Annotated in this window: 19 protein-coding genes; 11 read left to right on the top strand and 8 right to left on the bottom strand. The window is 74.4% G+C overall.

Features of this window, described 5'->3' with window-relative positions; all coding sequences use genetic code 11:
- Nucleotides 1-16: 16 nt before the first annotated feature.
- The gene (locus AB0M18_RS13655; RefSeq protein ID WP_365757276.1) at nucleotides 17-2,470 is read right to left on the bottom strand and encodes a glycoside hydrolase family 3 C-terminal domain-containing protein; all 2,454 of its coding nucleotides are present in this window, start codon (nucleotides 2,468-2,470) and stop codon (nucleotides 17-19) included.
- Nucleotides 2,471-2,608: 138 nt separating this feature from the next.
- On the opposite strand from AB0M18_RS13655, the gene AB0M18_RS13660 reads away from it, so the two are divergent.
- Nucleotides 2,609-3,178: a TetR family transcriptional regulator gene (locus AB0M18_RS13660; protein ID WP_365757278.1), complete on the top strand. Its 570-nt coding sequence runs from the start codon at nucleotides 2,609-2,611 to the stop codon at nucleotides 3,176-3,178.
- Between the two features lie 54 nt (nucleotides 3,179-3,232).
- On the opposite strand, the gene AB0M18_RS13665 is transcribed toward AB0M18_RS13660, so the two are convergent.
- Both AB0M18_RS13665 and AB0M18_RS13670 read right to left on the bottom strand, forming a co-directional pair.
- Nucleotides 3,233-4,447 (bottom strand): serine hydrolase domain-containing protein, encoded by a 1,215-nt coding sequence (locus AB0M18_RS13665; RefSeq protein ID WP_365757280.1) that lies wholly within the window; start codon nucleotides 4,445-4,447, stop codon nucleotides 3,233-3,235.
- Between the two features lie 367 nt (nucleotides 4,448-4,814).
- Nucleotides 4,815-5,657: an NAD(P)-dependent oxidoreductase gene (locus tag AB0M18_RS13670; protein WP_365757282.1), complete on the bottom strand. Its 843-nt coding sequence runs from the start codon at nucleotides 5,655-5,657 to the stop codon at nucleotides 4,815-4,817.
- Between the two features lie 58 nt (nucleotides 5,658-5,715).
- Here AB0M18_RS13670 and AB0M18_RS13675 point away from each other — a divergent pair, with 58 nt between their 5' ends.
- The gene (locus AB0M18_RS13675; protein ID WP_365757284.1) at nucleotides 5,716-6,633 is read left to right on the top strand and encodes a LysR family transcriptional regulator; all 918 of its coding nucleotides are present in this window, start codon (nucleotides 5,716-5,718) and stop codon (nucleotides 6,631-6,633) included.
- Between the two features lie 32 nt (nucleotides 6,634-6,665).
- Nucleotides 6,666-7,379: a carbon-nitrogen hydrolase family protein gene (locus AB0M18_RS13680; protein ID WP_365757286.1), complete on the top strand. Its 714-nt coding sequence runs from the start codon at nucleotides 6,666-6,668 to the stop codon at nucleotides 7,377-7,379.
- A 75-nt stretch (nucleotides 7,380-7,454) separates the two neighbouring features.
- Here AB0M18_RS13680 and AB0M18_RS13685 read toward each other — a convergent pair whose 3' ends face one another.
- Nucleotides 7,455-9,650, bottom strand: a complete 2,196-nt coding sequence (locus tag AB0M18_RS13685; RefSeq protein WP_365757288.1) for a M4 family metallopeptidase — start codon at nucleotides 9,648-9,650, stop codon at nucleotides 7,455-7,457.
- 145 nt (nucleotides 9,651-9,795) lie between these two features.
- Between AB0M18_RS13685 and AB0M18_RS13690 the strand changes: the two genes are divergently transcribed.
- Nucleotides 9,796-10,755, top strand: a complete 960-nt coding sequence (locus AB0M18_RS13690; protein WP_365757290.1) for a LysR family transcriptional regulator — start codon at nucleotides 9,796-9,798, stop codon at nucleotides 10,753-10,755.
- 12 nt (nucleotides 10,756-10,767) lie between these two features.
- On the opposite strand, the gene AB0M18_RS13695 is transcribed toward AB0M18_RS13690, so the two are convergent.
- From AB0M18_RS13695 to AB0M18_RS13705, 3 genes are all read right to left on the bottom strand, one after another.
- Nucleotides 10,768-11,580 carry an EI24 domain-containing protein gene (locus AB0M18_RS13695; protein ID WP_365757292.1) on the bottom strand — a complete coding sequence of 271 codons (813 nt, stop codon included), beginning with the start codon at nucleotides 11,578-11,580 and terminating at the stop codon, nucleotides 10,768-10,770.
- A gap of 133 nt (nucleotides 11,581-11,713) precedes the next feature.
- Entirely contained in the window at nucleotides 11,714-12,136 is a 423-nt protein-coding gene (locus AB0M18_RS13700; RefSeq protein WP_365757294.1) for an organic hydroperoxide resistance protein, read from the bottom strand.
- 64 nt (nucleotides 12,137-12,200) lie between these two features.
- A complete protein-coding gene (locus AB0M18_RS13705; protein WP_365757296.1) occupies nucleotides 12,201-13,220 on the bottom strand; it encodes an NADP-dependent oxidoreductase in 1,020 nt (339 codons plus the stop codon).
- A 120-nt stretch (nucleotides 13,221-13,340) separates the two neighbouring features.
- Between AB0M18_RS13705 and AB0M18_RS13710 the strand changes: the two genes are divergently transcribed.
- Entirely contained in the window at nucleotides 13,341-13,811 is a 471-nt protein-coding gene (locus AB0M18_RS13710) for a MarR family transcriptional regulator (protein WP_365757297.1), read from the top strand.
- Here the strand turns inward: AB0M18_RS13710 and AB0M18_RS13715 are convergent.
- The gene (locus AB0M18_RS13715; RefSeq protein ID WP_365757298.1) at nucleotides 13,808-14,689 is read right to left on the bottom strand and encodes a hypothetical protein; all 882 of its coding nucleotides are present in this window, start codon (nucleotides 14,687-14,689) and stop codon (nucleotides 13,808-13,810) included. The genes AB0M18_RS13710 and AB0M18_RS13715 overlap by 4 nt on opposite strands.
- Nucleotides 14,690-14,811: 122 nt before the next feature.
- Between AB0M18_RS13715 and AB0M18_RS13720 the strand changes: the two genes are divergently transcribed.
- The 6 genes from AB0M18_RS13720 (at nucleotide 14,812) to AB0M18_RS13745 (ending at nucleotide 22,525) form a co-directional block, all read left to right on the top strand.
- Nucleotides 14,812-15,444: a hypothetical protein gene (locus tag AB0M18_RS13720; RefSeq protein WP_365757300.1), complete on the top strand. Its 633-nt coding sequence runs from the start codon at nucleotides 14,812-14,814 to the stop codon at nucleotides 15,442-15,444.
- Nucleotides 15,445-15,700: 256 nt separating this feature from the next.
- Nucleotides 15,701-16,747: a rod shape-determining protein gene (locus AB0M18_RS13725; protein ID WP_365757302.1), complete on the top strand. Its 1,047-nt coding sequence runs from the start codon at nucleotides 15,701-15,703 to the stop codon at nucleotides 16,745-16,747.
- 35 nt (nucleotides 16,748-16,782) lie between these two features.
- A complete protein-coding gene (locus AB0M18_RS13730; RefSeq protein WP_365757304.1) occupies nucleotides 16,783-18,234 on the top strand; it encodes a GAF domain-containing protein in 1,452 nt (483 codons plus the stop codon).
- 84 nt (nucleotides 18,235-18,318) lie between these two features.
- A complete protein-coding gene (locus tag AB0M18_RS13735; RefSeq protein ID WP_365757306.1) occupies nucleotides 18,319-19,566 on the top strand; it encodes an MFS transporter in 1,248 nt (415 codons plus the stop codon).
- Between the two features lie 21 nt (nucleotides 19,567-19,587).
- Nucleotides 19,588-21,054, top strand: a complete 1,467-nt coding sequence (locus AB0M18_RS13740) for an acyl-CoA synthetase (RefSeq protein ID WP_365757308.1) — start codon at nucleotides 19,588-19,590, stop codon at nucleotides 21,052-21,054.
- Nucleotides 21,047-22,525 (top strand): carboxyl transferase domain-containing protein, encoded by a 1,479-nt coding sequence (locus tag AB0M18_RS13745; RefSeq protein WP_365757310.1) that lies wholly within the window; start codon nucleotides 21,047-21,049, stop codon nucleotides 22,523-22,525. Before AB0M18_RS13740 ends, AB0M18_RS13745 begins: the two co-directional genes overlap by 8 nt.
- Nucleotides 22,526-22,544: the final 19 nt, after the last annotated feature.

Genomic DNA, 22,544 nt, shown 5'->3' on the forward strand with positions numbered 1-22,544 from the left:
TCAGGGGGCCCCGGAGTCACACGTCCAGGCGGGTGGTGAGGCGGGCGTCGGCGAGGGAGCGGGCGGCGAGGACCTCGTACGTACCGCCGACCAGGGTCCAGGCGCCCGGCTCCTCGTCCCAGATCTCGAAGGCGCGGCGCGGGAGTTCGACGGTGACCTCGACGGTCTCGCCCGCGCCGGCCTCGACGCTCGCGAAGCCGGCCAGCCAGCGGGCCGGGCGTTCGACCGTCGTGCTCCGCGCGCCCATCGACACAGTGGACACCGGCGCCAGGTAGATCTGGACGACCTCGCGGCCGGGGCGGGTGCCGGTGTTGGTGAGGCGGACGGTGACCGTGTCGGGGGTCGCGAGCAGCGAGTCGTACGACCAGGTCGTGTAGCCGAGGCCGTGGCCGAAGGGGTACGCGGGGACGGCGCCGGCCCGGTCCCAGGCGCGGTAGCCGATGAACACGCCCTCGGCGTAGTCGAGTCGGCCGCCGGTCGGGGTGACCTCGGTGACCGGGGCGTCGGCGAGGGCGACCGGCCAGGTGGTGGGCAGCCGGCCGCCGGGCTCCTCGGCGCCGGTGAGGACGTCGGCGAGCGCGGCGCCGCCCTCCTGGCCGGGGAACCAGCCGAGCAGGATCGCGGCGACGTCCTCGCGCCAGGGCATCTCGACCGGGGAGCCGGCGTTGACGACCACGACCGTGTTCGGGTTGGCGGCGGCGACGGCCCGTACGAGGTCGTCCTGCCGTCCGGGCAGGGCGAGGTCGGTGCGGTCGAAGCCCTCGGACTCGACGCGCTCGGTGGTCGCGACGACCACGACGGCGGTGTCGGCGGCGCGCGCGGAGGCGACGGCTTCGGCGATCAGTTCGTCGGGGTCACGGCGTGGACCGAGGTGGACGAGGGAGAACATGACGGCCGGCAGCGGGGCCGCGAACTCCTTGTCCAGGGTGTGCCGGAGGGAGACCTCGACGGTCTCACCGGCCGTGAGCGCGACCTTGCCGCGTTCGACGGGCGAGCCGAAGAAGGCCTCGAAGGGGTCGGTCTCGGAGCCCATGGACTGGACGCCGTCGAAGAGGACCCGGCCGCCGACGGTGAGCGCGTAGGCGCCGAGGCCGCGGGTGCCGAAGGCGTGCTCGCCGCTCTCGCGCGGGGTGAAGGTGCCGGTGACCTCGATGGAGGCGAGGTTCTCGTGGGTGACGCCGGCCGGCAGGTCGTCGCCGATCCACTGGACCTGGCCGCCCGGCAGACCGCCCTCGCCGATGACCGTGCCGGAGGCGTCGCGGCACACGGCGCGCAGGGTGAATCCCTGGTCGGCGGGGGCGAGTTCGTCGCTGGGGTCGGCGCCGAGCGAGAAGGTGAGGGCCCCGTCGGGGAGGGCGGCGGTGAGGCCGGCGAGCGGGGAGACGACGTGCTCGGGGAAGACCTGGGCGGAGCCGCCGCCGAGGACCCGGGCGTCGCGGGCGGCGGCGCCGCAGAGCGCGACCGACCCGGGGCGCAGCGGAAGAGCCCCGCCCTCGTTGCGTACGAGGACGACACCGCGGCGGGCGATCTCGCGGGCGAGGGCGTCGCCGTCGATCGCGGCGGGCGGCTCGGTGACGGCGGCGGGGGCGCCGTCGAGGACGCCGACGCGGGCGGCGAGCCGGAGCACGTTGCGCACGGCGGTGTCGACGGCGGACTCGGCGACCTCGCCGGCCCGGACGGCGGCGGCGAGCGCTTCGCCGTACACGGTGTGCGGGCCGGGCATGGCGACGTCGAGGCCGCCCTCGATGTCGCCGGTGGTGGAGCGGGCGGCCATCCAGTCGGAGACGTTGCAGCCGTCGAAGCCCCACTCGCCGCGCAGCACCTCGTTCACCAGGTGGCGGTGTTCGGTCATCGTCGTGCCGTTGACCTGGTTGTAGGCGGTCATGATGCCCCAGGGGTGGGCGTTGGCGACGATGGCCTCGAAGGGCGCGAGGTAGAGCTCGCGCAGCGGCCGGGCGGCGATCCTGTTGTCGACGGTGAAGCGGTCGGTCTCGGCGTCGTTGCCGACGAAGTGCTTGACGGTGGTGCCGACGCCGCCGTCCTGGACGCCCTTCACATAGCCGGTGCCGATGGCGCCGGTGAGGAACGGGTCCTCGCTGTACGCCTCGAAGTGCCGGCCGCCGAGGGGGGTGCGGTGCAGGTTGACCGTGGGCGCGAGGAGGACGTGGACGCCCTTGCGGCGGGCCTCCTGGGCGAGCAGCCGGCCCGCACGGCGGGCGAGGGCCGGGTCCCAGGTGGCGGCGAGGGCGGTCGGGGACGGCAGGGCGACGGACGGGTCGTCGGCGGTCCAGCGGACGCCGCGGACGCCGATCGGGCCGTCGGACATGACCAGCGGGGCGAGGCCGATCTCGGGCAGGGCGGGCAGCGACCACATGTCCTGTCCGGCGAGCAGCCTGGTCTTGGCGTCCAGGTCGAGCTTGGCCAGGGCCGCCTCGACGGCCTCTTCGCGCACCGCGTTCGTGTCTGCCACGGCCGTACCTCCTCGTAGTGGGCGTTGTGCGGCCATGGTGACTCCCCTACCTGTAGATCGGTAGGTTACGTGAGCATTTCGTTATCAACGGATGGCGTACGGTCCTCACGACAGGGACCCACGGAAGGGGGACGGGCGATGGCACGGGCCAGGAGCGAGGAACGCAAGGCGGAGATCGTCCGCGCCGCCCTGGAGGTGATCGCCGAGCGCGGCTACCGGGGCGCCTCCCTGGGCTCGGTCGCCGAGCGGGTCGGGCTCACCCAGCAGGGTCTGCTGCACTACTTCCCCACCAAGGAGGCGCTGCTCGTCGCCGTCCTGGAGGAGCGCGACCGCTGGGACACCAGCGGCGGCCGGGACCGGGAGCGCTGGCGGCTCGACCTCATGGAGTCGCTGGTGGAGTACAACGCGATGCGCCCGGGGATCGTGCAGACCTTCTCGGCGCTGCTCGGCGAGAGCGTCACCGAGGGCCACCCGGCGCGGGCCTTCTTCACCGAGCGCTACGCGCAGGTGCGGGAGGGCATGGCGGAGGTGCTGCGCGCCGAGTTCGGCGACGAACTGCCGGGCGGGCTCACGCCCGAACGGGCGGCACCGCTGCTCACGGCGGTGATGGACGGCCTGCAGTACCAGTGGCTGCTCGACCCGGAGGCGGTGGACATGCCAGCCGCCTTCCGGGACTTCGTGGCGCTGCTGCGGCCCGAGGAGCGCTGAGGCCCATACGGGGAGGGGTGGTCCGGGTGCGGGGCGACGCCCGCGACCGGCGGCTCAGCGCGGGGCGATCCCGCCGGCGTACACGTGGTCCGGCGTGATGACCCGGGTGATCGCGCGGGCGAGCAGGGTCGACGGCTCCTGGCCGCCGACGAGGACGTCGGTGTTCATCATCAGGACCATGGTGACCTTCTCCTCGGGCAGGTGGACGGTGACCGTCTCGTAGCCCGGGATGGAGCCGTTGTGGCCGATCCAGCCGTCGGTGTCGAGGATGCCGAGACCGTAGTCGGTGCCGGGGAAGCCGGTCGGCAGCATCTTCAGGCGCTGCGCCTGGGTCTGCGGGCTGAGCAGCTTGCCGGCGGCGAGGACCTCGGCCCAGCGGCGCAGGTCGCCCAGGTCGGAGATCATGCTGCCGGCCGCCCAGGCCCAGCTGGGGTTCCAGTCGGTGACGTCCTGGACGGTGCCGTCCAGGGTCTGGTCGGTGTAGCCGCGGGCGTGCGGCGAGGGGAACTCGGTGCCCTTCGGCATGAGGGTGTGCCGCAGCCCGGCGGGCCGGATCACCCGGTGGTGCAGGACGTCGGCGAGGCGCTGACCGGTGACCTTCTCGATCACCAGGCCGAGGAGCAGCAGATTGGAGTTGGAGTACTGGAACCGCGCGCCGGGGGCGAAGGTGTTGGCGTGCCGGTAGCCGTACGACAGCGCCTCCCACGGGTTGAAGACGCGCTCGGGCCGCGACTGGAGGTCGCGGACGAAGTCGGCGTCGGCGGTGTACGGGAAGAGGCCGCTGCGCATCTCGGCGAGGTGGCGGAGCGTGATCCGGTGGCCGTTCGGGACGCCCCGGACGTAGCGGTCGATCGGGTCGTCGAGGCCGATCCTGCCCTCGTCGACGAGTTCGAGGAGCGCGGTGACGGTGAAGGTCTTGGTCTCGCTGCCGATGCGGACGAAGGTGTCGACGGGCATGGGCGCGCCGGTCTTCTTGTCGGCGACGCCGGTGGCCCGTACGTAACAGCCCCTGCCCGGCAGCCACAGGCCGACGACGACGCCGGGGATGCCGGCCTGGGTACGGACCTGGGCGATGGTCCTGTCCAGGCGGGCGGTGAGCGCGGGGTCGAGGCCGTCGTGCGGGCAGTCGGTCCCGCGCGGCCCCTCGCCGCCGGCGGCGGCGAGCCTGGCGGCGGGGGCCGCGGTGGCGGGCACGGCTGCCGTCGGGGCGAGGACGCTCACCGCGAGCAGGGTCGCGGCGAGCAGCCGACGACGGGGGGTACGGCGCATGGGCGGGGTGCCTCTTCCGGGTCACGGGTCACGGGTCACGGGTCACGGGGCTGGTGGCTCCGGCCCCGGCCCGCGGGTCGGAACCCCGGCCACGCGACAGGACCACGAGCACGACCCGGGCAGGGCCACCGGCCGGGACCAGAGCGCCGGCCCGGACACCGGCCCGGACGGCCAGCATCGGCACCGGCCCCCGGGCCGCGCCCACCGCGCGGTCGCCGCCCCGGCGAGTCCACTCGTTCGGCGCCGCGGAGGGACGCCGGGTGGGTGGACGCCGGGCCGGTGGACGCGGCCCGGGGCCGCCGCCCGGGCGGGCACCCCGCGGCCGGGCGACCGCCGACCGAGAGCCACGAGCCCGGTCCGGGGCCCGTCACTTCGCGACGACGGCCGCCAGGTCCTCACCCGCGAGGGACGGGTCGCGGGTGAGGGCCTGGTGGACGGCCTCCAGGACGGGGAGCTTCGCCTCGGTGGCGGCGGTCGCCAGGGCCACGTCCTTGGCGGCGAGGGACACCGGGAAGTGGACGCCGGTGGCGGTGGCGCGGCCGACGGCGCCGGCGAGCGGGCCCGCGCCGAGGGCGCGGAGGGCGAGGTCGCGGGGGAGGCCGAGGGCGTCGGTGAGGGTGAGGGCCTCGCCGATGAGCGCGACGCCGCCGATGACGGCGTTGATGAGGACGAGCTTGAGGGCGGCGCCGGTGCCGGGGGCGCCGCACGGGGTGACGGTGCCGAGCCGGTCGAGGACGGCGGCGACGGGCGCGGTGTCGCCGCCCGCGAAGATGAGCAGTTCGCCGGTGGCGGCCCGGTCGACGCTGCCCATGACGGGCGCGTCGATCAGGGTGACGCCCTCGGGGAGCCGGTCGGTGAGCTCGCGCACCGCGTCGGGGCCGATGGTCGAGGTGTCGATCCAGTGGGTGCCGGGGCGCAGCGCCGGGAGCATGGCATCGGCGACGGCGCGCGCGGCGGCCGGGTCGGCCAGCATGGTGATGACGACGTCGGCGCCGGCGACCGCCTCCGCGGGGTCCGCGGCGCGCACGGCGCCGTCGGCGACGAGGGCGTCGGCCTTGCCGGGCGTGCGGTTCCACACGGTGAGGGGGTGGCCCGCGTCGAGGAGCCGGCGGGCCATGGGGAGGCCCATGTTGCCGAGTCCGAGGAAGGCGATCTTCTGAGCGGTCTCGTGGGCGGTCTCGTGGGCGGTCTCGTTCCGCGTGTTCTCCATGCTCTCGACGCTAGGCAGCGCCGCGCCATGCCACAAGCGAATGTTTAGCATGGCTGCCATGCCCACTCCGCATGCCTCTCAGTCGCTGTACGAGGTGTTCCTCGCCGTCGCCCGCGCGGGCTCGTTCACCGCCGCCGCCCGGGCCCTCGGCTACACGCAGTCGGCCGTGTCCCGGCAGATCCAGGCCCTGGAGGACGAGACCGGCGCGGCCCTGTTCGAGCGGCTGCCGCGCGGGGTGCGGCTGAGCGAGGCGGGCCGGGTGCTGCTGCCGCACGCGGAGGCGGTACGGGACCGGCTCGCCCTGGCCCGGGCCGAACTGGCGGCGCTGCGCACCCTGGACGGCGGGCTGCTGCGGCTCGGCGCCTTCGCCAGCGCGGGCGCCGCCCTCGTACCGCGCGCCCAGGCGGTCTTCCGGGCGCGCCATCCGGGGGTCGTCGTGACCCGGGTCGAGGGGCCCTCGGTCAAGCATCTGCGGCTGGTCGCGGCCGGCGAGGAGGACCTCGCGGTGGTCAGTCCGGCGACCGGCGGGGCCGCGCCGGAGGGGGTGACGCTCCATCACCTCCTGGACGAGCCCCTGCTGGTGGCCCTGGAGCGCGGGCATCCGCACGCGGGGCGGCGGGACGTGCGGCTCGCGGAGCTGGCCGACGAGGAGTGGATCGTCGCCAACGAGCGCCTGGAGGACACCCTGTTCCGGCCCGCCGTGGCCGCAGGGTTCCGGCCGCGCACCGGGCTGCTCGCGCTCGACTGGATCGCCAAGCTGGGCGCGGTGGCGGCGGGGCTCGGCGTCACCCTCGTACCGGCGCTCGCGGCCGCGTCCGTACGGCCCGACGTGGCGCTGGTGACGATCCACCCGGACGACGTGCCGTACCGGCGGATCTGCGCCGCGACCCCGCCGGTGCCGACCGTGGCGGCCACCGCCTTCCTGCGGCTGCTCCACGAGACCGCACAGGAGCTAACACCCACACCCCGGTATTGATCCTTACAGGAAGCCGCGGGATGATGGCGGCCATGATCGTCGCCGCCACGCAGTTCGCCCCGGTCGCCGGGGACATCGCCGCCAACGTCGCAGCCATGGCCGCCCTGGTCCGCGCCGCCGGGGCCGAGGGGGCCCGGGTCGTGGTCTTCGCCGAGCTCTCCGTCACCGGGTACGAGCCGAGCCTGATCCGGGACGCCCCGGAGCTGGTGCTCACCGAGGACGACCCGCGCCTGGAACCCGTACGGGAGGCCTGCCGCGCGGTGTCGGCGGCGGCCGTGGTCAACGGGCCGGTGGCCGGGCCCGGTTCACGTCCCGGGATCACCACCCTGGTGATCGGCCCGGACGGCGGACTGCTCACCCGTTACGACAAGCGGCATCTGTACGGGGTGGAGGCCGAGGCCTTCGAACCGGGCGCCGTGGACGGGCGGTTCACGCTCGACGGGGTCCGTTTCGCGCTCGCCACCTGCTACGACAACCGCTTCCCGGAGCTCGCCGAGCGGGCCGCCGCCGACAACTGCGCGGTGTATCTGGCCAGTTCGGTGCTCGGCGCCGACAACGACTCGTTCACGGAGGTCTATCCGGTGCGCGCCCGCGACTTCCGGCTGCATGTCGTGCTCGGCAATGTCCTCGGGCTCAGCGAGAACGGGGTGGGCGGCGGCATGGCCGGTGCCTGGGGCCCGGACGGCGGGCGGCTCGCGGACGCGGGCCCGGACGAGCCGGGCTTCGTCCTCGCCGAGGTGGGCTGACGGCTGAGCCGTCACGGAACCCCCTGCCCGTGACGGCTCTGCCCCGCCCCCTTGCGGGGCGCTCGGTGGCTCCCCCTACGGGGCGCTCAGGCCCAGCGTGTAGGCGCCGGAGCCGCTGTAGGCGTGCACGACATAGCGGTAGTAGCCCGCGCTGCCGTAGTAGGTGGTGTCCTCGTCGGCGTTCGCGGTGCCGCCGACGGCCACGTCGGTCCAGCCAGAGCCGTTCCACTTCTGCAGGTAGAGGTCGAAGTCGGTGCCGGCCGGGCCGCGCAGGCAGCCCACGTGGGTGCCGGAGGTCGCGGAGTAGTAGTACGAGCCGTCCGGCTGGGCCTCGGCCTGCCCGGAGGAGAGGCTGCCCTGGTAGGTGTACTCGGTGTTGTCGCAGCCGGTGGGCGGCGGGGTGTCGGTGCCGACCGTGAGCTGGTAGGTGACGGTGTGCGTGGCGGAGCCGGTACCGGTGACCGTGATCGGGTACGTGCCGTCGGCGGTGTCCGCCGCGACCTGGACGGTCATGGTCGAGGAGTCGCCGGAGGTCACCGAGGCCGGGCTGAAGGAGACCTTGACGCCGCTCGGCGCGCCGCTCGCGGAGAGCTGCACGGTCTGGGCGCTGCCGCCGGTGGTGGTCGTGTTCACCGTGGAGGTGACCGAGCCGCCGGCCTGGACCGAGCCCGCGGCCGGGTTCAGGGCGAGGGAGAAGTCGGGGTTGGTGGTGCCGCCGCAGTCGGTCTCACCGGACTGGGCGGGGACGCCGATCGCGTTCCAGGCCGTCTTCACCGCGTTGCACTCGGCGCTGCCGTAGGTGTTCTTGGCGGTGGCGAGGGTCGCCTTGCGGGCGGCGAGGTGGTTCCAGGACGAGGTCTTCATCAGCAGGGCGCCCATGAAGATCTTGCCGGCCTTCTGCACGCCGATGCCGGTCACGGAGGCCGGGCCGCCGGAGCATATGGGACTGGCGGGCTTGCCGCCGCCGGGGTTGGAGCCCTCGGCGAGCAGGTAGAACCAGTGGTTCTGCGGGCCGGCCGCGGCGTGCACCTCGGTGCCGGAGTTCAGCTGCGGGTAGCAGTTGGGGTCGCCGGCGAGGGACGGGTTGTACATGTAGCGGATCGGCTTGTTGTCGCCGAGGAAGTTCAGCTTCTCGCCGACGGTGTAGTCGGGGGTGTCGTTGGGGTTGTTCGCGAAGTGCTCGGTGAGCGCGCCGAAGATGTCGCCCGTCGACTCGTTCATGCCGCCGTTCTCGTTGGACGAGCCGGCGCTGCCCGGGGTCTTGTCGAAGATCTCGTGCCCGTACTCGTGGGCGACCACGTCGATGCCGGTGAGCTGCATCGTGCTGTTCTGGTTGTGGCCGAACGTGGTCTTGGTGCCGTCGTAGTAGGCGTTGACCTGGGCGAGTCCGGCGCGGGCCGGGACCATGCCGCCCTGGCCGTTGATGCCGTTGTAGCCGAACCACTGCTTGAGCATGTCGGACTCGCGCTGGGCGGCGTACATGATGTCGACGCAGGCGGTCACCAGGTCGTTGGCGCCGCCGTTGCCCCAGGGCGAGGAGCCGGTGTAGGCGCTGCCGTTCTGGCCGCCGCAGCGGAACGGGGAGCGGGTGGCGTCGGTCATCGAGGTGGTGGCGGTGTCGATGGTGACATTGCCGTTGTGGTAGCCGCGGCCGTCGGCGTGCAGCACCTTGTCGGTGGCCTGTGCGACCTTGCCGGTGCGGGCGTCGACGTAGGTGTCGAGGGAGCTGGGCAGGCCCTCGGTGGTGCGGCCGACGACGAGGGTGTGCCAGGCGAGGACCGGCTTGTTCCCCTTGAGCAGCACGCTGAGTTCGGGGGCGCTCGCGCTCTCGACGCCGGCCAGCTGGGCGCGGGCGGTGGCGAGCGCGGCGGCGGAGCCGACGGTGGCCCTGGTGGACAGCGTGAGCACGGGGGCGGGCGCGGCGGCGACGTGCCGGACCTTGCCGGTGCTGTCGGACAGGACGACGGCGTCGCCGCCGCCGGCGACCGGGAGTCCCTTGTAGGTGCGCTGGTAGGCGGCGTAGTAGAGGCCGCCGGCCCACGGGGTGACGGCGGTCCGGACGAGTTCCTCGTCGGTGCCGTGGCGGAGTCCGTCGAGTCCGCTGTCGGCGGCCTTGTCGGCGGCGGCGAGGGCGAGCGACTTGCCCTGCCCGGGCGGCACGGGCTGGGCCTGCGGGTTCGCCGCGGCACTGGCGGTGCCCGCGAGGGTGCCCGCGAGGCTCGCCGTCAGGGCGAGCGCCGCGAGGGCAGCCGGGAGTCTGGTGGGGTGCACGTCTGCTCCGTTCGGGTGGGGGGAGACGGTGGGACGCGCCGAGTATGGGTGTGGACATGGCAAGGAGGGGACCTCTCACCGGGCATAAGACCCGCGTTATGCCGAACCCCGGCGTCCGCCCCGGACGGCTGTCTAACCTGGTGAAATGCAGCTGGAGTTGAGGCATCTCGAAGCCGTCTGCCGGATAGCGGAAGCGGGCAGTCTGGGGCGGGCGGCGGCCCGGCTCGGGGTGTCCCAGCCGGCCCTGTCGGCGCAGCTCCGGCGGATCGAACGGGCCGCCGGGGGCGAGTTGTTCGTGCGCGGGCGGCACGGCGTGGACCCCACGCCGCTCGGCGAGTTCGTCCTGTCCAAGGCGCGCCGGGTGCTCGGTGAGATGGACGCGCTCGCGGCCGGCGCGCGGGCCGCGGCGCCGCATCCGACGCTGCGCCTCGGCTGCATCCTGCTCGTCCTGGTGGACCGGCTGATCGGGCGCCTGGAGCAGGAGCTGGCGGGCTCGGAGATCGCGGTCAGCGTCGAGCACTCGGTGACCACGCTCAGCCGGATGCTGGGCGCCGGGCAGTACGACGCGATCGTGTACGGGGAGGTCGCCGAGCACGAGGTGCCGCTGCCCGACGGGGTCGCGGCCCGCACCCTGATCCCGAAGGAGCCGTTCTGCGTGCGCCTCTCGGCGGCGCACCCGCTGGCCGGGCGGGACCGGATCGAGCTCGCGGAGCTGGCGGGCGAGACCTGGATGACGCTGGTCGAGGACGACGACGGCGGCCCGGAGGCGCTGGTCGCCGCCTGCCGGCGGGCCGGGTTCACCCCTGCGCTGCGCTACCGGATCGCCGACCGCAAGATGCACTACGACCTGATCGCGGGCGGCCGGGCGATCTCACTGAGCCAGCCGACGGCACCGCCGGCCGCCGGCACGGTGCTCCGGCCGCTGGCCGGCGACCCGGTCACCGGCCGCATCCGCCTCGCCTGGAACCGGGCCGCGGTCGCCGAGCCCCGGGCGGCCCGGCTGTACCGGGCGGCGGGCCTGGCGTACCTGGACAACGTGCCGCACAACGCCTTCCACCGCGCCTGGTGGGAGGCCCGACCGGAACTGCACCCGGTGCTCGACTGAGCGGCCCGCTCGTCAGCCCAGGCGGCTGTCGGCGTTCGTCCGGCCCGGGGCGGGCGCGTCGTGGGCCCCGTCGCCGTCCTCGGCCGGCGTCTCGCCGTTCAGCTCGCGGGCCATCAGGGTGGCGCCGGCGACGGCGCCCGGCATCAGCAGGACGGCGACGAAGGGGATCAGGAAGGCGAGGACGAGCGGTACGCCGAAGCCGAGGGCGGCGGCCCGGCGGCCGCGCAGCATGCCGAGCCGCTCCTTGAACTCGACGCGGCGACGCTGGAGCGCGACGGCGGTGAGCTCCTCGGTGAGGAAGAAGCCGGAGACGCAGAAGCCGATGGCGGGGACGACGGTCTGGCCGACGACCGGGATGAAGCCGGCGGCGAAGAGCAGGATGCCGTAGAGGGCGACCCGGGCGAGCACCCGCAGGCTGTCGCGGGCGGAGATCCACAGTTCGCGCCAGAGCGGCAGCCCGGACTCGGGGGCCTCGCCGCTCTCGCTGCGGTCGACGGCCTCGGAGAGGGACTCGTAGAAGGGCTGGCCGACCAGAAGGGTGACGGCGGTGAAGGTGATCACGGCGAGGAACAGGCCGAGCGCGAAGACCAGGAAGGTGAGGGCGCCGCGGAGCAGGCCCTGCCAGGGCGAACTCCAGTCGTCGGCGAAGGGCGTCGCCGAGGCCGTCAGGTCGTCCGCGCCGTAGCCGAGCCCGATCAGTGCCCCCACGTACAGGACGAGGGTGACGAGCCCGGGCAGCAGCCCGAAGCCGAACCAGCGTCCATGGCCGGCGACCCACTTCTGGCCGCGCAGCAGATAACCGAAGCCCACCCCGAAATCACGCATGCCGATCACCCTAACGGGACCGTTCGAGCGGTACGAAAGAGAGGCGGCACGGCGGTACGAAGAAGGGCCGCACCCTGGTCGGTCAGGGTACGGCCCCTCTTCAGTCTGCTGCCCCCGGGACGGGGCGGCGAACTCAGACGGCGAGCTCGACCGTGATGTTGCCGCGGGTCGCCTTGGAGTACGGGCAGACCTGGTGGGCCTTCTCGATGAGGCTCTTGGCGGTCTCGGCGTCCACGTTCGGGATGGTCGCCGAGATCTTGACGATGATGCCGAAGCCCTCGTCGTTCCTGCCGATGCCGACCTCGGCGGTGACCGTCGAGCCGGCGATGTCCGCGTTCTCGTTGCGGGCGACGACGCCCAGAGCGCCCTGGAAGCAGGCGCTGTAGCCGGCGGCGAAGAGCTGCTCCGGGTTGGTGCCCTCGCCGGAGCCGCCCATGGCCTTCGGCGGGTTCACGACGACGTCGAGCCGGCCGTCGTCGGTGGCCACCCGGCCGTCGCGCCCGTTCTCGGCGGTGGCGACGGCGGTGTACAGGACGTCGGAGTGCTGAATCGACATGCTGCTGTCTTCCTTCTGCTGTTCGCCGCGACTCGCGCCCACGATCGCGACGGCTGAGGGAAGACTAACGGGTCGCCGAGACGATCATCTTTCCGGTGTTGTCGCCGCGGAGCATGCCCAGGAAGGCGTCCACGCCGTTCTCGATGCCCTCGACGAAGGTCTCGCCGTACTTCAGCTCACCGGAGCGCAGCCAGCCGCCGACCTCCTGGACGAACTGCTGCTGCATCCCGTAGTGGTCGCCGACCAGGACGCCCTGGAGGCGCAGCCGCTTGCCGATGATCATGGCCATGTTGCGCGGTCCGGCCACCGGCTCGGTGTCGTTGTACTGCGCGATCATGCCGCAGATGGTGGCGCGGCCGTGCACGTTGAGCGAGGAGATCGCGGCTTCCAGGTGGTCGCCGCCGACGTTGTCGAAGTAGACGTCGATGCCGTCCGGGGCGGCTTCGCGCAGCTGGTCCTTGACCGGGCCGTTCTTGTAGTTGAAGGCGGCGTCGAAGCCGAGCTCCTCGACCAGCCACTTCACCTTCTCGTCGGAGCCGGCCGAGCCGATGACCCGGGAGGCGCCCTTGAGGCGGGCCATCTGGCCGACCTGGCTGCCGACGGCGCCGGCCGCGCCGGAGACGAAGACGGCGTCGCCCTCCTTGAAGGAGGCGACCTCGAAGAGGCCGGCGTAGGCGGTCAGGCCGGTCATGCCGAGCACACCGAGGTAGGCGGAGAGCGGGGCGAGCTCCGGGTCGACCTTGGTGGCGTGCTGGGCGGGCACGTCCGCGTACTCCCGCCAGCCGAGGCCGTGCAGCACGTGATCGCCGACGGCGAAGCCCTCCGCGTTCGAGGCGACGATCACGCCGACCGCGCCGCCGTCCATGGGGCGGTCCAGCTGGAACGGCGGGATGTACGACTTCACGTCGTTCATCCGGCCGCGCATGTACGGGTCGACCGAGAAGTGCAGGTTGCGCACCAGGACGCGGCCCTCGGCGGGCTCGGCGACCGGGGTCTCGCGGAGCGCGAAGTCCGCGGGCACGGGCCAGCCGTGCGGACGGGTGACGAGGTGCCACTCACGGCTGGACGCGGGGAGAACGGACATCGGCTGGGCCTCCGGATAAGGGTCTCCCGGGAGGGGGAGCCCCCAGGGAAGTTTCACTACCTGAAACAACCATGCCCCTGGATATTTCATGTTGTCAAGCATCGGAGTACGATGGTCCCCATGCCCAGTCCCCGCACGCCCCGCACGGACCCCCTGACCCGCGAGGTCGTGGAACTCATCGGCACGGTGGTCACCCGCTACCACGAGGAGTACGAGGAGGCCGCCGCCGCGCACGCCCTCACCGGCGCCCAGGCCCGGGTCCTCGGACTGCTCGCCGTGGAGCCCACGCCCATGCGGAAGATCGCCGATCAGCTCAAGTGCGAGCCGTCGAACGTCACGGGGATCATCGACCGGCTGGAGTCCCGCGGCCTCGTCGAGCGCCGCCCCGACCCCGCCGACCGGCGCGTCAAGGTCGCGGCCCCCACCGACGAGGGCCGCGAGACCGCCCGCCGGCTCCGCGACTCGCTGCGCTTCGCCCGCGAGCCGCTCGGCGAGCTCACCGACGTCGAGCGCACCCTGCTGCGCGACCTGCTCAAGCGCATGCTGGGCGAGACGAGCGCACCCGCCGCCCCTGCCGAGGACAGGTCCTAGACGCACCACCACAGGAAGCGCGTGCACGTCGGCTCCGGGCTCGGTGAGGCCGTCGGGGTCGGCGCGCCCGACGAGGGTCCCGGGGCCGTGCCGCTCGCCGAGGGCGAGGCGCTGCCGCTGCCGCTGCCGCTGGGCGTGACGGAAGGTTCCCCCGGGCCGGTGGGCGTGGCCCCCGGCGAGGCCCCGGACCCGTCGCCCGTACCGTCGCCGGAGCCCGTTCCCGTACCTGAACCCGTTCCCGTACCCGTACCCGTGTCGCTGCCGTGTCCGCTGCCGTCGCGGGCGGTGCCGCGGGCCGGGTGAGGGGTGGTGGAGGGACGGGCCGAGCCGGACTCGACCGGGCCGGGCCCGTCGGGAATCCCGGCGCTCTCCGAGGGCGTCGGCTGTTCGGGGTCGAGGGTCTCCTCGGCGACGTCCTCCTCCTGCACGGCGGTCGCCGCGCCGCCGTCCTCGGACGGCTCGAGGGCCAGCTCGGCCATGCTCAGCGAACCGGCCGCGAGCACCAGACCGAGGGTCCCGAGCAGCACCGTGCGCCCGCGCTTCGAGCGCGCCCGGCGCCCGCCGTTCCGCCCGCCGTTCCGGCCGGCGGATCTGGCGCCGCCTCCACCACCGCTCCTGCCGCCGTCCTTGGCGCGGCGGCGCGCGGCGGCGCGCCCCTCGACCGGGCGGGGGCGCTCGACCGGGTCCAGTTCGTAGCTGAACTCCGGTTCGACGGGCGGCGGCGTGGTGACGACCGGTTCCGCGAGCGGCTGGAAGGACGTGGGGGGCGTGGGAGGTGTGGGGGGAGCGAGGTACCGCAGCTCCTCGGCGGGGGTCCCGCAGCCCGCACAGGCCAGGGCGCCGTTGAGATGCCGTCGGCACTGGTGGCAGTAGTCCATGGCGCCCGCAGGCTATGCGGCGTAAGGACCCGGCAGATAGGCGCCGACGTGAGGATCCTGTGAGGAAACCGCAGGTCGGCGGCGTGCCGTCGTGAATCTCCCCCTTCGGGCAGGATGGGCGCATGACCCCTGCCGCCCCCATTTCCGCCCGCGATTCCGCCCCGTTCGGGCCGCGCGAGTTCCAGTTCGTGCTGCTGCGCCGGATGGCCGACCACCAGCCGGCCCTGGTCGACGACGCGCTGCGCGGGCTCGGTGCGACGCACACGGAGATGCGCGAGGCGAACAAGCGCTGGCAGGCCGGGGCGCATGCGCGCCGGGGGCCGGGCGAGTTCGCGCGCTACCACCGGGCGCTCGGCGAGCCGGAGGCCCGGCGTCCGGTGCGCGGGGACGTACTGCGCGGGGACGCGGAGGCCTGGCTGTGGCGGGTGCCGCTGTGGCCCGAACTCCGGTTCACGGTCCTGGTCGGGCCGGGGCGGGCCGTGTGGTCCCGCACCCTGACCAGGGCGCCGGGCGCCCCCGTACCGGAGCTGCGCACGGCGGCCGATCTGCGGCCCTGGGGGTGCACGATCGACGAGGTGTGGCGGGCGTTCGAGGAGGTCGAGCCGCGCGAGGGGGTGGCACCGACGCTGGCGCGCCTCGACTTCACGCTGCCCGGCGGAGCGCGCTGCGCGGCCGAGTTCGCCTGGGGTCTGCTCCAGCGTCAGGTCCCGCCACTGCCCTCGCGCGGGCCCTGGCACTCCGCTCGCCCCGAGTGAAACCGGGCCGGGCCATGCCCATGACGTGACCTTCCGCCCTGACCTTCCCTCCCGACCTTCCCTCCCGACCTTCCGCCCTGACCTTCCGCCCTGACCTTTCATCAGTGAAATTTCCCTCCGACCAGACGGCGTGTCGTCACCCCGGGCGGCTCAGCTCAGCGCGCGCCCCGCGCGAGGCGGCAGCACGATGCCAACAGGACCGCGCTCCCGCGCGCCGCCTCGCACACGTGCCAGCACCGCACTCCGGAGGACCGCCGTGACCGTCAGCCTTGAGCAGCTACGCCGCTGCCATGTCGCCGTCGACCTGGGCGCCGCCCGCACCAGGGTCTTCGTCAAGGGCGCCGGCCTCGTCGTCGACGAGCCGTCCGTCGCCGCCGTGAACACCCGCACCGGCGCACTGATCGCCGTCGGCGCGCTCGCCGAGAAGATGACCGGCCGCACCCCCGACTACATCCGGGTGGTCAGACCCGTCTCCGGCGGCACCGTCGTCGACATCGAGATGGCGCAGCGGATGCTCCGTCACCTCCTCGGCGACAAGCTCCGCCGCCAGCTGCGCCGCAAGCCCCGGCTGCGCGCCGCCGCCTGCACCCCGCACGACAGCGACCCGCTCGCCCAGCGCGCCGCCGTGGAGACCCTGGTCGGGCTCGGCGCCCGCCGGGTGGAACTGGTCGACACCCTGATCGCCGCGGCCGTGGGCTGCGGTCTCCCCGTGGAGCAGCCCACCGCCACCATGATCCTGGTGTGCGGGGCGGCCACCACCCAGGTCGCGGTGCTCTCGCTCGGCGCGATCGTGACCGCCGAACGGATGCCGGTCGGCGGCGACGCCATCGACCACGCGGTCATCCAGCACCTGCGCCACCAGCACGAACTGATGCTGCCGAGCCAGTCCGTCCGCCCGCTGCAGGTGGCGCTGCACGGCAACGGCCTGACCCTGCAGGGCCCCACCTTCACCGAGATCCACGGCCGTGACGTGGCCACCGGCCTCGCCCGCTCGGTGACCGTCGACACCGCCGCCGTCCGCGAGGCCATCCAGACCCCGCTGACAGCCGTCCTCGACGGCATCGGCAAGGTGCTCCGCGACTGCCCGCCCGACCTGGTCGCCGACCTCGCCGACCGGGGCATCATGATGGTCGGCGGCAGCGCCCTGCTGCCGGGCCTCGACCAGATGCTGCGCGAGGCGACCGGCATGCCGGTGCACATCGCCGAACGGCCCGACGTGTGCGCCGTCCTCGGCCTCGGCGCGATGCTGGAGGGCCGCATCCAGCCCCTCGTCCTCGACCCGCTGGCCGAGACCGCCGAGTAGCACGACGGCTGGGCGTTTTGTACGACAATGAGGCCATGTCGATCACGGACGAGGACGCGCACGGCCCCACCGAGAGCGATCCGGGCGCGCCCCGGCTGCCCATGCTCCTGGAGGCCGTCCTCAGTGTCGGCAGCGAACTCGAACTGCGGGCCACCCTCCAGCACATCGTGGACACCGCGACCGCGCTGACCGGCGCCCGCCACGGCGCGCTCGGGGTCGTCGACCCCGAGCGCGGCCGCACCACCGAGCTGTTCACCACCGGTCCGGCCGCCGACCCGACCGATGACCCGAACGCCGACCCGACCGCCGACCCGGCCGACGGCTCGCGTGTCCTCGACGTGCCCATCCGCGTGCACACCGAGGTCTTCGGCCACCTCCACCTCACCGACAGACCGAGCGGGCCCTTCACCGAGGAGGACCGGGCCCTCCTCCGGGTCCTCGCCACCCAGGCCGGCATCGCCATCGGCAACGCCCGCCTCTACGAGACCGCCCGCCGGCGCGAGCGCTGGATCGAGGGCGCGGCGGCCGTCACCACGGCCCTGCTCGCCGGGAGGCCGGCCGAGGACGCCCTGACGACCGTCGCCGAACGGGCCAGGCTGCTCGCCGACGCCGCCGCCGGCGTGGTGCTCCAGCCCACCGAGCAGGGCGGCATGGAGATCGTCGCCGCCTCCACCCCCGACGACCCCGGCGACCTGATCGGCACCACGATCGCGCCCGGCTCCCCCGTCCTGGTCCAGCTGCTCGGCGGCGAACCGGTGTTCGTCGAGGACTCGGCCACCGACCCGCGGATGACCACCCATGTCCGCAGCCGCTTCGGGCCCTCGATGCTGCTGCCGCTGCAGAGCGGCGGCCGGCTCATCGGCACCCTCGCACTCCCCCGGCGGCGCGGCGACCGCCCCTACTCGGCCGTCGACCGGCTGCTCGCCTCGCAGTTCGCCTCCCAGGCGGCGCTCGCCCTCGTGCTCGCCGACGCCCAGCACGACCGGGAACAGCTCGCCGTCTACGAGGACCGGGACCGGATCGCCCGCGATCTGCACGACCTCGTCGTGCAGCGGCTCTTCGCCACCGAGATGATGCTGGAGTCGACCCGCCGCCGGGCCGCCGTGCGGGAGGTCGACAGCCTCCTCGGACGGGCGGTGGACGAGCTGGACTCCACCATCCAGGAGGTCCGCACCACGATCTTCGCGCTCCAGCAGCCGCCCGCCGACGCTCCCGCCTCCTTCCGCGGCCGGGTGCTGCGCGAGACCGGCGGCGCGGCGGCCCTGCTCGGCTTCCAGCCGTCCGTGCACTTCTCCGGCGCCGTCGACACCCTCGCCGACGAGACCGGGGCCGACCGGCTGCTCGCCACGCTGCGCGGCGCGCTCGCCGCCGCCCACCGGCGCTCCGGCGTCGGGGCCGTCACGGTCGAGGTGAGCGCGGGCGAGGGCGGCCTCCGGCTGCGGGTCGCGGACGACGGGCGGCCGCCGGCCGTGGTGACCTGGCCCTGACCCGTAGCACGCCCCTACACGTGGCGCCCCCGTACGGAGCAGTCCCGCGCGCCCCGCCCCCGCCCCAGATCTTGACTTGAGGACGTGGACACCGCAGCGAAGCACCCCGCCGAGAGGATCCCCGCGGCCGCCTACCGCAATCTCGTCCTGGCGACCGTCGGCTTCACGATCGCCTTCTGGGCCTGGAACCTGATCGCGCCGCTCGCAAACTGGTACGGGGACCGGCTCTCGCTCAGCTCCGTCCAGCAGTCCCTGCTCGTCGCCGTCCCCGTCCTGGTCGGCTCGCTCGGCCGGATCCCGGCCGGCGCGCTCACCGACCGGTACGGCGCGCGGCTGATGTTCCCGCTGGTGGCGGCACTCACCATCGTGCCCGTGCTGCTGCTGACCGTGGTCAAGGACTCCTACGGCCTGATGCTGGTGGTCGGCTTCTTCCTCGGCCTCGGCGGGACCACGTTCGCCATCGGCGTCCCACTGGTCAACTCCTGGTTCCCGCCCGCCAAGCGCGGCTTCGCTCTCGGCCTCTTCGGCATGGGCACGGGCGGTGTGGCGCTCTCCGGCTACTTCACCCCTCGGATCGCCGAGCACGGCGAGAACCTGCCCTTCTTCGTGGTCGCCGGCGCTCTCGCCGCGTTCGCCGTCCTCGCCTCCTTCCTCATGACCGATCGCCCCGACCGGCCGGTGCCCGCCGCCTCCCTCACCCAGCGTCTGGGGACGGCGGGGCGGCTGCGGGTCACCTGGGAACTGGCCGCGCTCTACGCGCTCGGCTTCGGCGGCGTCGTCGCCTTCGGTGTCTATCTGCCGACCTACCTGAAGACCTGGTACGAGCTCGGCCCCACCGACGCGGGCACCAAGGCGGCCGGATTCGCCCTGGTCACGGTCGTCTTCCGGCCGATCGGCGGCAGACTCTCGGACCGGGTCCACCCGGCCCTGGTGACTGCCGCCGCGCTCGGCCTCGTCGCGCTCCTCGCCATCCTCCAGGCCTTCGACCCGCCGCTGAACCCCGGCGGCACGATCGCCCTGCTCGGCATGGCGGCCGGCCTCGGCACCGCCAGCGGCGCGGTCTTCGCCCTGCTCTCCCAGGTCACCCCGCAGTCCCAGGTCGGCAGCGTCACCGGCATCGTCGGCGCGATGGGCGGCCTCGGCGGCTTCGTGCCGCCGCTGGTCATGGGCGCGATCTACAGCGCCAAGGGCTCCTACTCGATCGGGTTCATGCTGCTCTCCGACCTGGCGCTCGCCGGCTGCGTGTACGCCTACGGCCGGATGCGGAACATCCGGCCGGGGGGCGGGGATCCCGCTCCCGACGTGAGCAAGGTCGCAGCGCGCCGGACCTGACGACTGGGCAGAATCCCCGGCATGAGCGCCCGTCTCCTGGCCCTGACGACATCCGACCGGCCCGCCCTGCGGTTCGGCGCCGGCACCCTGACGTACGAGGAACTGGCGCGCGCCGCCGGAGCCCTGGCCCCCCGGCTCCGGTCCGCCGGCCGGGTCGCCGTCTGGGCCACGCCCACCGCCGAGACGGCGGTCGGCGTGGTCGCCGCCCTCCTCGCCGGCGTGCCGGCCGTCCCCCTGAACCCGCGGAGCGGGGAGCGCGAGCTCGCGCACATCCTCGGCGACAGCGAGCCCGGCGCCGTACTCGCCGGCGCCGGGGACGAGCTGCCCGCGGGCCTGGCGGAGCTGCCGCGGATCGACGTGGACGTACGGGCTTCCGGGCCGCGGGCTTCCGGGCCGTACGCCGACGAGTCTCCCGACCCCGAGACCCCGGCCCTGATCGTCTACACCTCCGGCACCACCGGCCCGCCCAAGGGCGTCCTGCTGTCCCACCGCGCGATCGCCGCCTCCCTCGACGCCCTCGCCGCCGCCTGGGCCTGGACCGACGAGGACGTCCTCGTCCACGGGCTGCCCCTCTTCCACGTCCACGGCCTGGTCCTCGGTGTCCTCGGCCCGCTGCGGCGCGGCGGCGAGGTGCGGCACCTGGGCGGGTTCTCGGTCGAGGGCGTCGCGAAGGAGCTGGGCGAGGGCGGCGGCACGATGCTGTTCGGCGTACCGACCATGTACCACCGGATCGCCGAAGCGCTCCCCCACGACCCGGCGCTGGTACGGGCCCTGACGCAGGCCCGGCTGCTCGTCTCCGGCTCGGCGGCGCTGCCGGTCCACGACCACGAGCGGATCACGGCGGCGACCGGGCGGACCGTCGTCGAGCGGTACGGGATGTCGGAAACGCTCATGAACACCTCCGTGCCCGTCGGCTCGGGCCCGCGGCCCGGTTCGGTCGGGCTGCCGCTCGACGGCGTCGAGCTGCGGCTGGTGGAGGAGGACGGTTCCGTGCTGCCGGTGTCCGACGGGGAGACCGTCGGCGAGATCCAGGTGCGCGGCCCGAACCTGTTCACCGCGTACCTCAACCGGCCGGACGCGACGGCGGCGGCCTTCGCGGACGGCGGCTGGTTCCGCACCGGGGACATGGCGGTACGGGAGCCCGACGGCTACGTCCGGATCGTCGGCCGCAAGGCCACCGACCTCATCAAGAGCGGCGGCTACAAGATCGGCGCCGGAGAGGTCGAGAACGCGCTGCTCGACCACCCCGGCGTCCGCGAGGCCGCCGTGACCGGCGAGCCCGACCCGGATCTCGGCGAGCGGATCGTCGCCTGGATCGTCCCCGCCGACCCGGCCGACCCGCCCGCCCCCGGCCCCCTCGCCGACCATGTCGCCGCCCTCCTCGCCCCGCACAAGCGCCCGCGCGAGGTCCGCTACCTCGACGCGCTGCCCCGCAACGACATGGGCAAGATCCTGAAGAAGGCGCTGCGGGAGCCGGCCGATGACTGAGCGCCTGTCCGCCCGCGAGGCGATCGCGCTGGTGACGGACGACTTCACGCCGCTGGCCGCGCCGGCGGACGGGCCGGCGGCGCCGTCCCGGCCCCCCGGCCACCGGTCAGCCGACCGGCCGGACCACGCTCCCCCGGCCGCCGACCCCGCCTCCGCCGGGGCCGGGACCGGGGCCGGGTCCGGCGCCGAGGACCGGGCCGAGGCCGCCGGCGAGGCGGTGGACGGGCCGCTCGGGTGGGGCGGCTACGACGGCTCCCGCGCCCGGGCCGCCGAGCGCACCGGCGAGGACGAGTCCGTCGTCTTCGGCACCGCCACCGTCGGCGGGCGGTCCTGTGTCCTCGCGGTCTTCGAGTTCGGGTTCCTCGGCGGGTCGCTGGGGCGGGCGGCCGGGGACCGGCTCGTCGCCGCCTACGCCGCCGCGGGGACGCTGCGGCTGCCGCTGGTGTCCCTGGTCGCCACCGGCGGCAGCCGGATGCAGGAGGGCATGATCGCCCTCACCCAGCTCCAGCGGGTCGCCGCGGCGGCCGTCCGGCTGCGCGCGGCGGGGCTGCCCCATGTCACGGTGCTGCGCGACCCGTCCACCGGCGGCGGCTGGGCCACCGTCGGGGCCGGGGCCGATGTCGTGCTCGCGCTGCCCTCGGCGCAGGTCGCGTTCGCGGGCTCCCGGGTGCGGCCGGCGGACGCCGACCCCGCCGCGTACACGGCGGAGGACCAGCACGCGCACGGCCACGTCGACGCCCTCGTACCGCCGGAGCGGCTGCGCGAGACCCTCGCGCGGTGGCTGCGGCTGCTGACCCCGGAGCCCGGGGAGGAGCCCGTGGCCGCTCCCCCGCCTCACGCGCTGCGTGAGCATGAGCTTCCGGCCGCCGGGTGGGACGCCGTACGGGCCGCCCGCGCGCCCGAGCGGCCGCGTGCCGGGGCGTACCTGGACGCGTACTTCGAGGTGCGGGCGGCGATCAGCGGCGACCGGGCCGGCGGGGTGGACCCGACGGTGGAGTGCGGGTTCGGGCTGCGCGAGGGGCGGGCGGTGGCGTACGCGGCGCAGCTCGGCGGGGCGACCCGGCCGGCCGGGTTCCGTACGGTGGCCCGGCTCGCGCGGCTCGCGGACCGGCTCGGCATCCCGGTCCTGACCCTGATCGACACGCCGGGCGCGGCCAACGACGCCGAGGCGGAACGGGCCGGGGCCGGGCCGGCCATCGCGGAGGCGTTCACGGCGATCGCCGAGGCCCGTACTCCGGTGACCTCGCTGCTGGTCGGCGAGGGCGGTTCGGGCGGGGCGCTCGCGCTCGCCGCGCCCGGCAACACCTGGGTGACGCCAGACGGCTACTTCTCGGTGATCGCGCCCGAACTCGCCGCGCAGATCCTCAAGCGCCCCCCGGAACAGGTGCCGGAGACCGCCGACCAGCTGCGGCTGCGCCCGCAGGACCTGGTGGCGCTGGGTGTGGTGCGCGGCATCGTCGGCACGCCCTGACCTGAGGCCCAGCCAGGGC

It is taken from the genome of Streptomyces sp. NPDC051909, from assembly GCF_040681095.1.
Classification (GTDB): Bacteria; Actinomycetota; Actinomycetes; order Streptomycetales; family Streptomycetaceae; genus Streptomyces.